This is a genomic window from Ahrensia sp. R2A130 (assembly GCF_000179775.1).
Taxonomy (GTDB): Bacteria; Pseudomonadota; Alphaproteobacteria; order Rhizobiales; family Rhizobiaceae; genus Pseudahrensia.
The window spans coordinates 787,520-801,611 of record NZ_AEEB01000003.1 but is presented as its reverse complement, the minus strand read 5'-3'; the positions used below and the strand labels follow the sequence as shown (position 1 = coordinate 801,611).

The 14,092-nt window shown below is 56.0% G+C and carries 14 protein-coding genes; 6 read left to right on the top strand and 8 right to left on the bottom strand.

All coding sequences use genetic code 11. The features are described 5' to 3' along the window. Positions 1–45: 45 nt before the first annotated feature. Positions 46–999: a methyltetrahydrofolate cobalamin methyltransferase gene (locus R2A130_RS04635; protein WP_009757607.1), complete on the bottom strand. Its 954-nt coding sequence runs from the start codon at positions 997–999 to the stop codon at positions 46–48. A 303-nt stretch (positions 1,000–1,302) separates the two neighbouring features. On the opposite strand from R2A130_RS04635, the gene R2A130_RS04630 reads away from it, so the two are divergent. Next, complete coding sequence (locus tag R2A130_RS04630) at positions 1,303–2,208, top strand: methylenetetrahydrofolate reductase (RefSeq protein ID WP_009757606.1); 906 nt, start codon at positions 1,303–1,305, stop codon at positions 2,206–2,208. Here R2A130_RS04630 and R2A130_RS04625 read toward each other — a convergent pair. The 3 genes from R2A130_RS04625 to R2A130_RS04615 all read right to left on the bottom strand — a co-directional run bounded on the left by R2A130_RS04625 (position 2,205) and on the right by R2A130_RS04615 (position 4,857). Next, positions 2,205–3,074: a methylenetetrahydrofolate reductase gene (locus R2A130_RS04625; RefSeq protein ID WP_009757605.1), complete on the bottom strand. Its 870-nt coding sequence runs from the start codon at positions 3,072–3,074 to the stop codon at positions 2,205–2,207. The two genes, R2A130_RS04630 and R2A130_RS04625, sit on opposite strands and share 4 nt — an antisense overlap. Then, the gene (locus R2A130_RS04620) at positions 3,071–3,373 is read right to left on the bottom strand and encodes a virulence factor (protein WP_009757604.1); all 303 of its coding nucleotides are present in this window, start codon (positions 3,371–3,373) and stop codon (positions 3,071–3,073) included. Before R2A130_RS04620 ends, R2A130_RS04625 begins: the two co-directional genes overlap by 4 nt. Positions 3,374–3,486: 113 nt before the next feature. Next, the gene (locus R2A130_RS04615) at positions 3,487–4,857 is read right to left on the bottom strand and encodes a cytochrome P450 (RefSeq protein ID WP_009757603.1); all 1,371 of its coding nucleotides are present in this window, start codon (positions 4,855–4,857) and stop codon (positions 3,487–3,489) included. 115 nt (positions 4,858–4,972) lie between these two features. Here R2A130_RS04615 and R2A130_RS04610 point away from each other — a divergent pair, with 115 nt between their 5' ends. Continuing rightward, positions 4,973–5,728, top strand: coding sequence for a hypothetical protein (locus tag R2A130_RS04610; protein WP_009757602.1), 756 nt, complete (start codon positions 4,973–4,975; stop codon positions 5,726–5,728). Positions 5,729–5,844: 116 nt separating this feature from the next. Further along, positions 5,845–6,873 (top strand): ATP-grasp domain-containing protein, encoded by a 1,029-nt coding sequence (locus R2A130_RS04605; protein WP_156798374.1) that lies wholly within the window; start codon positions 5,845–5,847, stop codon positions 6,871–6,873. Here R2A130_RS04605 and R2A130_RS04600 read toward each other — a convergent pair. From R2A130_RS04600 to R2A130_RS04590, 3 genes are read right to left on the bottom strand one after another with little or no spacing between them, the layout of a single operon-like run. Beyond that, positions 6,862–8,451, bottom strand: coding sequence for a GMC family oxidoreductase (locus R2A130_RS04600; protein ID WP_009757600.1), 1,590 nt, complete (start codon positions 8,449–8,451; stop codon positions 6,862–6,864). The two genes, R2A130_RS04605 and R2A130_RS04600, sit on opposite strands and share 12 nt — an antisense overlap. 46 nt (positions 8,452–8,497) lie before the next feature. Next, a complete protein-coding gene (locus R2A130_RS04595) occupies positions 8,498–9,100 on the bottom strand; it encodes a DUF1638 domain-containing protein (protein ID WP_040304636.1) in 603 nt (200 codons plus the stop codon). Positions 9,101–9,104: 4 nt separating this feature from the next. Beyond that, on the bottom strand, positions 9,105–9,806 hold the full coding sequence (locus R2A130_RS04590) for a cobalamin-binding protein (RefSeq protein WP_009757598.1): 702 nt from the start codon (positions 9,804–9,806) through the stop codon (positions 9,105–9,107). A gap of 139 nt (positions 9,807–9,945) precedes the next feature. Here R2A130_RS04590 and R2A130_RS04585 point away from each other — a divergent pair, with 139 nt between their 5' ends. The 3 genes from R2A130_RS04585 (at position 9,946) to R2A130_RS04575 (ending at position 12,894) form a co-directional block, all read left to right on the top strand. Further along, the gene (locus tag R2A130_RS04585; protein ID WP_009757597.1) at positions 9,946–10,404 is read left to right on the top strand and encodes a cytochrome c; all 459 of its coding nucleotides are present in this window, start codon (positions 9,946–9,948) and stop codon (positions 10,402–10,404) included. A gap of 155 nt (positions 10,405–10,559) precedes the next feature. Next, a complete protein-coding gene (locus tag R2A130_RS04580) occupies positions 10,560–12,113 on the top strand; it encodes a trimethylamine methyltransferase family protein (protein ID WP_009757596.1) in 1,554 nt (517 codons plus the stop codon). Between the two features lie 319 nt (positions 12,114–12,432). Further along, positions 12,433–12,894, top strand: a complete 462-nt coding sequence (locus tag R2A130_RS04575) for a hypothetical protein (RefSeq protein WP_156798373.1) — start codon at positions 12,433–12,435, stop codon at positions 12,892–12,894. Here R2A130_RS04575 and bmt read toward each other — a convergent pair. After that, on the bottom strand, positions 12,891–13,910 hold the full coding sequence (gene bmt / locus R2A130_RS04570; RefSeq protein WP_009757594.1) for a betaine--homocysteine S-methyltransferase: 1,020 nt from the start codon (positions 13,908–13,910) through the stop codon (positions 12,891–12,893). The genes R2A130_RS04575 and bmt overlap by 4 nt on opposite strands. Positions 13,911–14,092 lie beyond the last annotated feature (182 nt).

Here is a 14,092-nt window from a genome sequence, read left to right as displayed (position 1 = left end):
CATCCTCGGCGGTCGGCTCACCCGTTGCTATCAAACTTTGTTTTCTCACGAACCCGTACGTGCAGCGCGTCCACCACGGCGTCCACTGGCGCGACCGCCTGTTGCTACCGGAGCTGCAGGGGCGGTGCCGGGTGCTGCTACGACGTGGCCCTTGAAGTTTCTGATCCATTCGCCGCAGTCAGCGTCATTGCCTGCCAACACATTGGCGGCGTGGACCATTTCCATTTCCTGCGGGCGGCAGGGGTTCATGATGGCGCTGGTCATGCCAGCGGAGATGCACATGGGAATGAAAGCGGCGTTGATGCCGTGGCGATGGGGCAGGCCGAAGGAGACGTTGGACAGACCGCATGTGGTGTTCACACCGAGTTCTTCGCGCAAACGCCGCACCAGTGCAAAAACCTGCTGGCCCGCCGTACCCATCGCGCCGATGGGCATGACGAGGGGGTCCACGACAATATCGTGCGCGGGGATGCCGTAATCGGCGGCGTGCTGAACGATTTTCTTTGCGACTTCGAAGCGCACGTCAGGATCTTCGGAAATGCCGGTCTCGTCGTTTGAAATGGCAACAACCGGTACGTTGTATTTTTTGATAAGAGGAAGAATCGCTTCCAGCTTTTCTTCTTCGCCGGTGACCGAGTTCACCAGCGGGCGACCCTTGGCGACCTTCAGACCTGCCTCGATGGCGGCCGTCACCGAACTGTCGATGGACAGTGGCACGTCCACCAATTCCTGCACCATCTCCAGCGTTTTCACGAGAAGCGCGGGCTCGGTGGCGTTGGGATCGACCGATGTGACGCCTGCGTTCACGTCCAGCATGGTTGCACCTGCTGCAACTTGCGCCAGTGCGTCGGCTTTGACGGTCTCAAAGTTACCTGCCTGCATTTCAGCTGCCAGTTTCTTACGGCCTGTCGGGTTGATGCGCTCACCAATGACGCAGAATTTTTCCTCGAAACCGATCACGATTTCCTTCGAGGCGGAGGCAACGACTGTTCTGGTCATGTGGATGTTCGTCCTGATTGGTCTGTGTGCGACGCGTCTAACGCCGCCTGTTCTGGTAATTCTTGCGGTGATAGCGCGGCAACGGCTCACTCAAACGCGACATGAAATCACACATTTACGAGCATGGTACAGCTAACCATATTGCGACACAGAATGCCGCTTATGTTCCAATACGACTTGCATCACATTCGTCACACGTTCAAGTATGCCGTGTGCCGCACAGTAAATGGCGCAATCAGAATATTACAGCTATAGCCTGCAGAGCGGGCCGCAGTTTAGAAAACAGATCAAGAGGTTCTTTCTATGTCCGATGCCATCTACAGCGGTGACATTTCCGGTAAGCCCGTCGTTTCCATTGAGTATTTTCCTGCTGACGGCTTGATAAAAGAGCGCGCGCTGGCAACCGGCGCTCATGCGTTGCGTCGCTTTGACCCTGATTTTCAAACAGTGACTTTCGGTGCAGGTGCATCGCCTGTAGATGGTTCTGTCGAGTGGTCCACCCGCTTGTCGCAACTGACTGAAGTTCCGACTGCCAGCCACCTGACGCTTTGCACGTTTCCCACCAAAGCCGAGTTGTTCGCCTTTACGGATGAGCTTTGGCAGGCGGGCATCAAGCATCTTGTCGTATTGCGTGGGGATGCTGCTTCTGATGATGGCGGTTTAGGTGAGTTCGAATCCGTGGCCGATGCTGTTCGCGCTCTTCGTAAGCGTCGTGGATGGGAAATCTCGGTTTCTTGCTACCCTGAAACTCACCCCAAGGCGGAAAGCCGTGCTGCTGATATTGCTGTGCTTCTGGACAAGCAGCGCGCTGGGGCCAACCGTGCGATGACGCAGTTTTTCTTCGATAATGATGACTTCTATGCTTTTCGCAAAGAAGCGCGTGATGTTGGCGTCACCATACCGCTGGTGCCGGGCATTATGCCTATTCTTAACGCTGAGAAGATTTTCAGCTTTGCCGAAGATTGCGGTGCAAAGGTGCCTGCCGGTCTTCGCCAACGTTTTGAGGCTTGCGGCGATGACAAGGCAAAGCGCTCTGATGTCGCTCGCGAGTTCGTTCAAGAACAGGTTCGTGATTTGGCTCAGAACGGCGTCAAAGCTATTCACGTTTACTCTATGAACCGTGTGGATTTGACTGCGGATGCCATCCGCGCGTTTCAGGCTTGCTTCGATGGACGCGAAACCCGCGCGAAGTTGCGCCTCGTCAGCTAAGCGTGAGCTTGGCCGAGCGGGGCGGTTTGATAGCTGCCGCGCTCGTGTAGCCAATCGGCTGATGCCTGCAGACCACCAAACGGGAACACATGCATTTGCGTGATGTTCGTTTCGCCGGACAGCCATGCCTGTTCGATGGGTGACACCACTTCTTCGGGCGAATGTTTGGTCGCGAGCATGGCAATTGCGCCAGTGCGTTTCTTGAAGAAGTTCAGCGAGTTACCAACGCCACACATTGCGGCATACTTGATGAGTGTCGTGATCTTGGCAGGTCCAGCCACGCCAAGATGAATCGGTGTGTCGATGCCATCAGCTTTAAGCGCTTTCGCCCAGTCGATGAATTTTTTCCCGTCAAAACCAAACTGTGTGACGATGCGAAATTCTGCATCGCTTTGTGCACCAAAGGCCAGTTTGTCACGCAATACGTTCATTACGTCCACGCCTAGATAGGCCGGATTACCTTCGGGGTGGCCGCCAACCGCAATGAAGTTCACGCCACGACGATCAGCAACGCCGGTTTGTAAAATGTCCAATGACTGTGAGTACGGCCCCATCTGGGACGGCGCTTCGCCAGCGATAATCAAAATATCGTCGACGCCGCCTTCATTCACCAACCCGGCAATGCGGGCGTCGAGCGCGGCTTCACTTTCGATGCGGCGTGCAGGAACGTGGGGAACAGGGGAGTAGCCGAGGCCGCGAACTGTGGCCGCAGCCCTGATGAGGTCTTCTACCGGATCGACACCAACATCGGTGATATAAACGCGGGTGCCGGATGGCAGCATGCCCGCGGTCAGTTTCCCATCGTGAACGTGTTTTGCAGACACTTCCATCGATGCCGGAATATGGCTCATGTGATCGTTCGTCATGTTTCGCGGCCCCCATTCTTAACCAAAGCGACGAGTCGCTCCTTGTCATATTCTGCTTCGATTGCGTTCATCGCAGCGTCTGCTTCGGCTTCTAATTCGTCGCCAACCTCTTGCGGGTCGCCACGTCGCCATTCTGCCAGATATTCATCTGTTTCAGCAGCACCGGTGCGCATGGCGGCCATATCGATGGCTTCCGTGAAGCGCAGTGAGAGTTCGCGTTTGGCCTGATTGCGACGGCCTGCTTTGACCATCACCTGTGCAGGGATGTCGCGCCAATAGACGATTTGTAGCTTGGCCATGGGGTGTTCATCTCAATAAGTGTCGCGCGACTTTCGTCGAAAGCGTAGCGGAGAAAATGCGTGTTGGCGACGGAGTAATCTTCCGTTTGCGACGCACAGCTTCGTGAATGCGTTTAGCGGCGCTTTGCGCGCAAGATAATCTGCTCGGCGGGCCTGGTTGTCAGCCTTGCCACAGGACGCACGGTTTGACCCGGTTGCATTGAGAAGTCGAAGTTTCTCGCCAGTTGCGCGATGATGAGTGTGGCTTCGATGGTGGCGAAATTTGCACCAACGCAAACGCGGGGGCCGAGGCCAAATGGCATGTAAGAACCATCTATGATGTCTTTTTCGCGCTCTGGCATAAACCGCTCGGCGTCGAACTCGTCGGGCTTATCCCAATAATCGTGATGGCGGTGGATGACCCATGGTGCGATCATCAACATCGCGCCTTTCTTGATCTTTCGCTTGCCAATTTTCGTAGCTTCCGCCGCAACGCGTGGAATGAAGGTGATGGGCGGGTAGAGGCGCAACGTTTCCTTGAACACTGCGCGGGCGAAATGCAGATCGCGAATGTGGGAAAGCTTGAGCGGTGCGTCGCCCGCTATCGCCTCAACCTCCTCACGCACGCGCGCGACGATATCGGGCTGGGTGGCCAAAACGTAGAAGCACCATGTCAGCACGCTGGCGGAGGTTTCGTGGCCAGCCAGAAAGAAGACGCCCAACTGGTCGATCAGTTCTTCGCGGGTGAATGGTTTGTCGTCATCGTCGCGCGCGCCGATAATGTCGGCTGCGATGTCTTTATAATTGGCACCGGGTTGCAGATGGCTGTCCAACAGCTGCCCGAGGCAATCGCGTATCTTCGCGCAAGCCTCCAGCACGTGCTCGTGTTGCGGAATGTCATTCCACGGCGGGTCCATGATGAGGCGGCGAATTTCGACATGCGCCACGCTGCGTTCGAAAATGGAAAATGCCTCGAAGACGTCTTTGGCGATTTGCGATTTCAGGGTGGTTGAGAAAACTGTCCGACAGATAACGTCCGCCGTGAGGTGGCTCATTGCCATATCGAGAGAGAAGGGCGTGCCGCTTCCTGCATCGCGCTCCAATTGTTTTTCGAAGTCTGACAATGCGCCTGTCATAGACTGGAACGCCGCTGACAAGCGCATGTGAGTGAAGGCAGGAGCGACCATGGCCCGTTGTTTGCGCCAGGTGTCCGCGTGCGAGACGAAGATTGAGTCGCCGATAAGCGGTGCCACCGCGCCCACCATCAGATCGTTTTTCGGATAGATATCTGTGGGGTCGGTGAGAATGGTTCGCACCACCTTCGGGTCGTTCAAAATGATGATCGAACGTCGCGAATAGCCGATTGTGCCGGACGACACGCGATACACTTCCTTTGGCAGCAGGCCGATGAGGTTACCGTCGCGGGTTATCGCTGCACGCAAGAGTGCTGATAGTGGGCCCAGCGATTTTGGCCGTGGCGGTGTGAACGGTGCAATTTTTTGCAAAGTGGCTTCCGACTTCAAGAACCTGAAAGCCCCTTGAAACGCATCGGGGGGCGGGCGTAGTGTCAGTTTAATTGGACAAGGTAAGTTGTCCAGTCAAACTAAACCGGATTTGCCCATGGACCTGTTCCACATCCTCGTTGCCATGCACATCTGTACAGGTGCGGTTGGTTTGGTGGCGTTTTGGATTCCTGTCTGGTCGCAAAAAGGCGGTAGTCGTCATGTGAAGGTAGGGCGCGTTTTCACCATCTGTATGTTGGCAACTGGCACGGTTGCGGTGGGTATCGCGACCACAACTCTTGTTTCACCGCTGGAAACCCATCCGAAGCTTGATGATGCAGCGCTGGTGCGCGGAATTTTTGGTTGGATGATGCTTTATCTCGCCGTGCTGACCATCAATCTGGCTTGGTACGGCTGGAGCACGGCGGTCTATAAACGAGAGCACGGCCGCAACTGGGAGTGGCGCAATCTCGTGCTGCAGGTGCTGGTCACAATCGCTGCTGCCAACTGCCTTTGGCAGGGCTACAATCTGCAGGGTTGGCCGATGGAAGCCAGCCTTATGATGGGCATTTCCTTCGTTGGCTTTGCGACAGTTGCCACCAATATGTGGTTCCTGATGAAGGAGCGACCCGGCCCGAAAGACTGGCTTCTGGAGCATATCAAAGCGCTCGTTGGTGCCGGTATTTCGGTTTACACAGCCTTCCTCGCGTTTGGCGCGGTGCGGCTTATGCCGGAAGCTGCACTGAACCCTGCGCTGTGGGCTATACCGCTGGTGACCGGTGTTTCGATTATCATTTATCAACAGGCGAAGGTGCGACGGAAACCATCTGCTGGTCGTCGCAAGCGCAGCGAAGACGTGGTGGCTGCAGAGTGAAAACTGCATTGGTGACGCTTGGGCGGTTGCCCAAGGGGCTCGATATTTGTCGCGCGCTGAACGAGGCAGGATGGCGAGTGATTGTCGCCGAACCCTCGGAGCGACACCTGTGTGGTTTGTCCAATAGCGTCGCAAGAACCTTGCCTGCTACCGCGCCCAATGATGATGCCGATGCTTATCTGAACGACACGCTGGATATCATTCGCGGCGAGGGTGTGCAGCTTGTTGTACCTGTTTCCGAAGAGATCATTCACGCCAGTAAGTTAAAGCGGCACATGCCTAATGGTGTGCGGTTCTTTGGCATGGACCATGATGATCTGCTGCTGCTTCACGATAAATTTGCGTTCAGTAAAAGCGCTGCAGCTATCGGTCTTGCCGTTCCGGAAACGGCAATGCTGGGAAGCCCGGAAGCTGATGAGATGGTCTCGCAATATCGGGTCATCGTGAAGCCGCTCTATACGTGTTCGGGGCAGGGGCTTCGATTCATAGAACGCGGTGATGCGCTACCAGCAAAGACCTCTCAACCGATGCTTGTTCAGCGTGCTTTGCCGGGTCGGCATTCCAGCAGTTTTTCGGTCTGTCACGAGGGGCGGGTCATTGGGACTGTGATCTATCGCCCGGAAATCCTGTCCGACACGGTCAGCGTTGCTTTCCGGCAGGACCGACATGCTGGCGCAGAACGACAATGGGTAGAGCAGTTCGTTGCCGCGCAGAATCTGTCGGGCTTTCAGTCTTTCGATTTCATCGAAGATGAGGCCGGTGAGTCTTGCGCCATCGAATGCAATCCGCGTGCGACCAGCGGCATTCATTTCGTCACGGCTGAAAGCCTTGCTGCTGCCATCACCGATCCGGCCAATTGCCGATCGCTCGAATTTCGCAACGAGCCGGTAATGTACCAACTTTGGCCAACACTTACCGAGACGCAAAAGAGTATGTTCCGCTGGGGCGCTGGGTATGGCCACAAGATGACGACCTTGCTTGGTGCAAAGGAAGCGAATTTCTCCTGGCGCGACCCGATGCCGGTATGGGGGCAACCATGGGCCGCATGGCAAATCATGCGCGATGCGATGGGTAATGGTGTCAGCTTTGGTGAAGCTGCCACGCAGGACATCGCGTGGTTCGGCGATCCACCCTCAGTGGGTTGACTTCAGCCAAACCGCACAGCGTTCGCCGATCATGATTGTCGGCGCATTCGTGTTGCCGCCGATCACGCGGGGCATGATGGATGCATCTGCAATTCGCAGGCCTTCGACACCGTTCACCCGCAATTTCGAATCCACCACCGCACCAGCGTCCGAACCCATTCGGCAGGTGCCAACGGGGTGATAGACGGTGTCGGCGCGTTTGCGGATGATGGGCTCCAATTCCGCATCCGATTGCAGCCCTTCCGTGTGCAGTTCTTTTGCGCGCCATGGGGCTAGTGCGGGCGCATAGAGCAAATCGCGCATCTGCTTCACGCCTTTGGTCAGCAGGTCGAGATCGCGTGTATCGGTAAAGAAACCCATGTCGATTTCGACCTTGTCGCTGGGCTTGTTGGATTTCAGCCGCACTTCGCCACGGCTGTGAGGGCGCAAGACGCAAACGTGGCATGAGAAACCGTGGCCCAGATGGAGCTTGCGATTATGGTCGTCCACTATGCCGACAACGAAGTGATATTGGAGGTCTGGCCTGTCTTCGTCGGCCGCAGATTTCACGAAGCCGCCGGTTTCAGCAAACGTCGTCGTCAGCTTGCCGGTGCGTTTGTTGCGCCAGTTCACAATGCCTTTGAAGATATCCGCCGTGCCGGAAAAAGAGAGGCCGAAGACATCTTTCTTCTTCGATTTGAAGGCCATCACATAGTCGACATGATCCTGCAGATTCTGGCCGACTTCCGGTGCATCGTGGACGACTTCGATACCGTGCTCGCGCAAATGCTGGGCTGGCCCGATGCCGGACAGCATGAGCAGTTGAGGGGTGTTGAAAGCGCCACCCGCCAAAATTATTTCGTGGTTTGCGGTCAGCGTCTCTTCGTTGCCACTGCGCTTTACCACTATGCCGGTTGCGCGTTTGTCATCGAACACCAAACGCTGCGCCATGGTTTTCGTCATCACGGTTAGATTCGGCCGGTCCATGTGAGGGTGAATGTAGGCTGCTGCCGCGCTGCATCGTTCGCCATTTTTTTGTGTGACTTGATAAAACCCGACGCCCTCTTGCGTTTCGCCATTGAAATCATCCGTCACCGGCACCTGCATTTCGCGGGCGGCATCGAGAAATGCATTGGAGATGTCGTGAGGTGATCGAGCGTCACTGACAGAAAGCGGGCCATCGCCGCTGTGCAATTCCGAGTCACCGCGCGCATTGCCTTCGGACTTCAGGAAATACGGCAGCACATCTCTCCACGACCAGCCATCAGCACCCAGCTCCTGCCATTCATCATAGTCTTTGCGGTGCCCGCGAACATAAAGCATGGCGTTGATCGCGCTGGAGCCGCCCAGCGTTTTGCCACGCGGTTGAAAGCCTTTTGCTCCCAACTTCTCTGCCTGCGCTTTCGGGTTGTAGGCCCAGTTCAAAATGGGAGTGGGGAGGATCGCGGCGATGCCTGCAGGCATTCGGATTATGGCGTTTTTACCTTCGCCACCAGCCTCGATGAGGCATACCGAAATACTTGGATCTTCGGAAAGGCGACCAGCTACGGCGCAACCGCCAGACCCGCCACCGACGACGATGTAATCGAAATTTTTCATAACTCTCCCTTTGTGAAGTCACTTTGGAGAGCGAGTGGCTAGAGCGTCAAGCGGCACCTGTAAGGGCAGGGATTAAATCGCCGTAGCCGGTGAATCGTCTTTCGTAGGCCAGGCCCAATCGCTCCGCAGCCGCGCGGGCTTTGGCATCGAGTTCAGGGTCATCGGTCTGCGCTAGATAAAGCGCCTTGGTGTAGTTACCGAAATACATATCCCGCAGCTCCGGATGCTTATCCAGCCCAAGCGGCTTCACCATAAAAGTGTCGAAGTGGCGGGCGAGAAAGTCTGTGATGAAAAAGGTGGTGATGTGTTCGCCATCCTCCGCGTCGAACTGCTCGTTGCCAATATAGAAAGAAAAGCAGTGTGGTCCTGCAATGCGCTCTACACCAAGGCGCTCACAAACAGAGTCCAAGTGTCCACCTGTTCCGCAATCGGCGTAGGCCACGAAGATGCGCTCAAAGCCATCTGCGCGTGCTGAATGTATAGCCTCTTCCACGCCCGGCGCGATGCGTTCCGGGTGGTGGTGCCAATCGGCCGGCAGGCATTTCAGATCGATATGGTCGAGACCAAGTTGCTCGGTGACGGCCAAAATTTCCCGCGCAATCATGCCGCAACCGATGACGCGCACCGGTTGGGGCTGATGTGTAGTCATCAACTTAAGAAGACGGGCGCTGGTTGTGCTTGCGCGCCATGTAGTCCTTTGCGGTTTCCACTGCGACTGCCGCGTCGCGGCAATAAGCGTCGGCACCAATGGCCTGACCAAACTCATCGTTGAGCGGCGCGCCACCGACGAGAACGGTGTAGTCGTCCCGAATGCCTTTTTCGATCATCGTATCGATGACGACCTTCATATAAGGCATTGTCGTTGTGAGCAGGGCGGACATGCCGATGATGTCCGGTTCATGCTCGTCGATGGCATCGAGATAGTTCTCGACCGGGTTGTTGATGCCAAGATCGACCACATCGAAACCTGCGCCCTCCATCATCATACCGACAAGGTTCTTGCCGATGTCGTGAATGTCGCCCTTCACTGTACCGATGACCATCTTGCCCTGCTTCGGTGCGCCGGTGGCGGCAAGCAGCGGACGCAGAATGAACATACCGCCCTTCATCGCGTTGGCGGACAGCAAAACTTCGGGGACGAACAGAATGCCGTCGCGAAAATCCTCGCCGACGATCCGCATGCCTTCGACCAGCGCTTCGGTGAGCACCTTGTAGGGTGCCCAGCCACGGTCCAGCAGGATTTGCGTGCCTTCTTCGATCTCCGGCTTTAGCCCGTCGTAAAGATCGTCGTGCATTTGCAGCACGAGCTCTTCGTTGGACAGTTCGGTGAGGATGATATCTTCTTCGTCAGCCATAAACGTGGTTCCTTGCTCACGGCACTTTCTTGTGCGGAGAGTGTACTTTCCTACAAAAACGTCAACCCTTTCCAAAGCGACTCGCCGCGCCGCATTTAAGGTGGTGTATTGATGGAAAATTGAGAGTGGAAAAGCGACCATGTATCAGCAAACGAAACGTATTTTTGCGATTGGTGTTATCCTTGGCACTGCAAGTGCTGCGCTGGCGCATTCCGGTGCGACGGGCATCGTGAAAGAACGAATGATGACGATGAAATCGGTCGCCGCTTCAACCAAAGTGTTGAGCCGTCTGGATTGGAGTAATGTCCAGGCTGCGCGAACGAGTGCTGAGCGCGAAGCTACGGCGATTGCTGTCCATGCAAAGAAGATAGTCGCTCAGTTCCCTGTCGGCAGCACGCAGCATCCTTCTGAAGCCGGCAATCGCATATGGAGCGAGCAGGACCGCTTTGCAGCCATCGCATTGGAACTGGAGACCTCCGCACAAATGGTAGTGGAGCTTGCGCCTGCTTCATCAAATAATGCGGATATCGCGGGACCAATGAAGCGTCTGACTGCGACTTGTAAGGCTTGCCACGCAGACTTTCGGGTGAAGCGCTAGAAGCCCTGTTTTTACGTATTCTGGCATTTGATTTTTCGGTCGCATTTCCCTGCGACCTATCGCCGTTGCGACAGGTCTGTTCGCGCTCAGGCACTCGCATCTCGCTGCGCAATCGGATACTGCCGCCACAAGTTACTGTTCCGGGAGAGCGGATCATGAGTGAAACGGGTGGACGACGCGCTAGAGGCGGACGCGCAGGCGGTGGTGCAGCAGCAAGGCGGGCGGAGCGCACGTCGAGTGTTGTGGAGCATTTGCCTTATATTCAGCGCAAAATTTCCAATTTCGATATTCTCGATACCGAAGCGATGGACATCATCGAAGCCAATGCCGACACGGTGCTGGAAGAGATTGGCATTGAATTTCGCGACGACGCTGAAGCCCTTGCCATGTGGAAAGAGGCCGGTGCCGACGTTCAGGGCGAACGGGTGCATTTTCCCAAAGGCCTTTGCCGCGAGTTGATGAAGACTGCGCCTTCAAGCTTCACCCAGCACGCGCGTAATCCTGAACGGTCGGTGGAAATCGGTGGTCGCAATCTTGTTTTCGCCCCCGTATACGGCCCGCCATTCGTGCGCGATCTTGAAGGCGAACGTCGCTATGCGACGATGGAAGATTTCCGCAATTTCGTGAAAATGGCCTATATGGCACCCGCTATGCACCATAGTGGTGGCACAGTTTGTGAGCCTGTCGATGTGGCCGTGAACAAGCGCCATCTCGACATGGTCCACGCGCATATGACGCTGTCTGATAAGCCCTATATGGGCTCTGTTACCGCACCTGAACGCGCGGCAGACACGGTCGAAATGTCGAAGATTTTGTTTGGCGAAGATTTCGTCGATAATAACTGCGTCGTCACATCGCTGATCAACTGCAACTCGCCCATGGTTATGGACGATACTATGCTGGGCGCGCTGAAAGTTTATGCGCGCGCTAATCAGGCCTGTATCGTTTCTCCCTTCATCGTTGGCGGTGCCATGTCCCCTGTCACAGTAGCGGGTACGCTGACACAGGTGCTCGCCGAAGCGCAGGCGGCGATTGCGTTCTCGCAGCTTTGCCGCCCCGGTGCGCCGGTCATCATGGGTACGTTCGCGACGTCGATTTCCATGCAGTCGGGCGCACCAGCCTTCGGAACACCGGAACCTGCACAGGTGCTTTATGGTGCGGCACAGTTTGCCCGCAAATTCGGTGTTCCGTTCCGCTCAGGTGGCTCGTTGACCGGTTCCAAACTGCCTGACGCACAGGCCGCATATGAAAGCGCCAACACATTGCAGCCGACAGTTTTGGGTGGGGTGAATTTCTCGCTCCACGCAGCCGGTTGGTTGGAAGGCGGGTTGGTGTCGTCCTATGAAAAATTCGTCATGGATTGCGACCAACTTGCTGCCGCTCAGAAGATGGCTGCTGGTGTTGATGTGACCGAACACGGCCAAGCAATGGACGCGATCCGCGAAGTTGGGCCGGGCAGTCATTATCTTGGCTGCGATCACACGCAGAACAATTTCAAAACCGCGTTCTACCGCTCCACAATATCTGACAACAATTCGTTCGAGCAGTGGGAAGTGGAGGGCAACAAGTCAGCTCCCGAACGCGCCAACGTGATTGCGCGCAAATGGATTGCGGACCACGTTGCGCCCGAAATGGACCCAGCCAAACGCGAAGCGCTGGACGCGTATGTGGCGCGCAAGAAGGAGTCCATGCCGGACGCCTTCACCTGAACACGCGAGGTCAGGGCACCACATTGTCGGGAAGTTAAAAGCCGCGAAGAAATTGCGGATTTTATCCAGCAATCCGTCTGGAAGGCACCTTTGCGGCCAAACGAAAAATGAGATCGCTTTGAGTAACCTTGCAGATGAACTGAGATCCGACGTCCAAGGGCTGTTGGCTGCATCTGGTATGATGCCGTTCGGCTGGTTCACAGTCGACGGCGACCAGCGTGACCGAAAGCGACCCGCGCTTCTTATCGGTAATATCGGATCTAGCCTTTGGCCTGCATTCAGTCGAAGCGTTGAATTTTCCGACGGTTTGAAGAATCCAATGGATCGCTGGACCAAAGAAGTGGTCGAACCGATTGCCAGTGAGTTGAAGGCCGAAGCGCGTTATCCATTTGGCCAACCACACTGGCCGTTTCAAACTTATGCCAAGGCTGCGACTGGCATGGACAACAGTCCACTTGGACTCGTGATCCACCCAGAATTCGGGCTTTGGACAGCTCTAAGGGCGGTTTTTGTTTTCGACGACGACTTCGAGGTGCCGACGCATCATGTCGATTGGCACCCGTGCGATTGCTGCGTCGACAAGCCTTGCCTCAGCACTTGCCCAGTCGATTCATTTGGGCCGGATGGCTATGACTGGAAAGGTTGCAAGGCACACGTCGCTTCAGAGCAGGGCGTTGTTTGCTTAAGCGGCGGCTGCCTGGCTCGTCATGCGTGTCCGGTTGGCACCGAATACGCATATGATAACGAGCATCAGGCTTTTCACATGGCGGCTTACATCTAGCGGCGTCTGCCACCGCGACGACGACCACCGCCTTCGCTGCTGTCTTTCTGCTCAGCCGTAGAAATCTCGTTCACGAGTGGGCCTGTTGCCGCCACCACGTCCACCAGTTCAGGGCGCTTACGCTTCTTGTGCGTGTCGATAGCCCCACGCATGGCTGCGAGGTGCTCATAGGATGTACCGCAACAACCGCCAATGATCGCTGCGCCGGCGTCGATGGCGTAGCGCGCATAGTCAGCCATCAGTTCCGGCGTGCCTGTGTAGATGACCTTGTCGCCGGAGACGCGCGGGACGCCGCAATTCGCTTTGGCGACAACAGCGATCTTGTCTTGCGGCGCGGCTGTCATGTCTAGGATCGAGAACAGGAGATCGGTGGCACCGACACCGCAGTTAGCACCGATAGCGATCGGGCCAGCGGGGCGGGTGGTGGCAATTTCCATCAGTTGCGTGGGCGTGATGCCCATCATGGTGCGGCCAGCGGTGTCGAAGCTGGCGGTGAACACGAAATCGAGGCCTAGCGCTTCGGCAGCATCTGCTGCTGCATCAATTTCTTCGCGTGCCGACATGGTTTCGATCCACATGACATCGGCACCGCCATCGCGCAGGCCGATCATCTGTTCAGTAAAGCTTGCGATAGCAGCTTCGCGCGTAAGTTCGCCCAGCGGCTCAAACAATTCGCCGGTCGGGCCTACAGAACCGGCAACCAAAACAGGACGACCGGCGGCATCGGCAACTTTACGAGCGAGTTTTGCAGCTTTTTCGTTGAGCTCCGTCGAACGCTCTTGCGCATGGTGCAGCTTCAAACGATGGCGGTTTGCGCCGAATGTATTGGTGAGAATGATATCTGCACCAGCATCAACGAAGCCCTGATGGAGCGACATGACCTTTTCAGGTTCGTCCTCGTTCCACAGTTCCGGCGCGTCACCGGAAAGCAGTCCCATATTGAAGAAGTTTGTTCCGGTCGCTCCGTCTGCAAGCAGCACACCTTTTTCGTCCAGCAGTTCGCGCAGGCGACCCATGACGTCGATTCCTCGTTGCGTTGAAGCACTAAGCTTTAGGGGCGTATTGATGGCATCACAACGCCAAGACCCTGCGTGATTTTCGTGATTTAATCGATATGAGCTTCCCTATGGCCGGTTTGCCACACAGCCATATCTTGCGATTGCAGAATTCCCATGCCATTGAACACGCGAAGCTTTCC

Coding starts and splice junctions, on each gene's coding strand:
- R2A130_RS04625 (WP_009757605.1), bottom strand. CDS start 3,074: ATGACGAACGATCACATGAGCCATATTCCGGCATCGATGGAAGTGTCT.
- R2A130_RS04580 (WP_009757596.1), top strand. CDS start 10,560: ATGAGTGAAACGGGTGGACGACGCGCTAGAGGCGGACGCGCAGGCGGT.
- R2A130_RS04575 (WP_156798373.1), top strand. CDS start 12,433: ATGGATCGCTGGACCAAAGAAGTGGTCGAACCGATTGCCAGTGAGTTG.
- R2A130_RS04630 (WP_009757606.1), top strand. CDS start 1,303: ATGTCCGATGCCATCTACAGCGGTGACATTTCCGGTAAGCCCGTCGTT.
- R2A130_RS04595 (WP_040304636.1), bottom strand. CDS start 9,100: ATGACTACACATCAGCCCCAACCGGTGCGCGTCATCGGTTGCGGCATG.
- R2A130_RS04610 (WP_009757602.1), top strand. CDS start 4,973: ATGGACCTGTTCCACATCCTCGTTGCCATGCACATCTGTACAGGTGCG.
- bmt (WP_009757594.1), bottom strand. CDS start 13,910: ATGGGTCGCCTGCGCGAACTGCTGGACGAAAAAGGTGTGCTGCTTGCA.
- R2A130_RS04620 (WP_009757604.1), bottom strand. CDS start 3,373: ATGGCCAAGCTACAAATCGTCTATTGGCGCGACATCCCTGCACAGGTG.
- R2A130_RS04635 (WP_009757607.1), bottom strand. CDS start 999: ATGACCAGAACAGTCGTTGCCTCCGCCTCGAAGGAAATCGTGATCGGT.
- R2A130_RS04600 (WP_009757600.1), bottom strand. CDS start 8,451: ATGAAAAATTTCGATTACATCGTCGTCGGTGGCGGGTCTGGCGGTTGC.
- R2A130_RS04585 (WP_009757597.1), top strand. CDS start 9,946: ATGTATCAGCAAACGAAACGTATTTTTGCGATTGGTGTTATCCTTGGC.
- R2A130_RS04590 (WP_009757598.1), bottom strand. CDS start 9,806: ATGGCTGACGAAGAAGATATCATCCTCACCGAACTGTCCAACGAAGAG.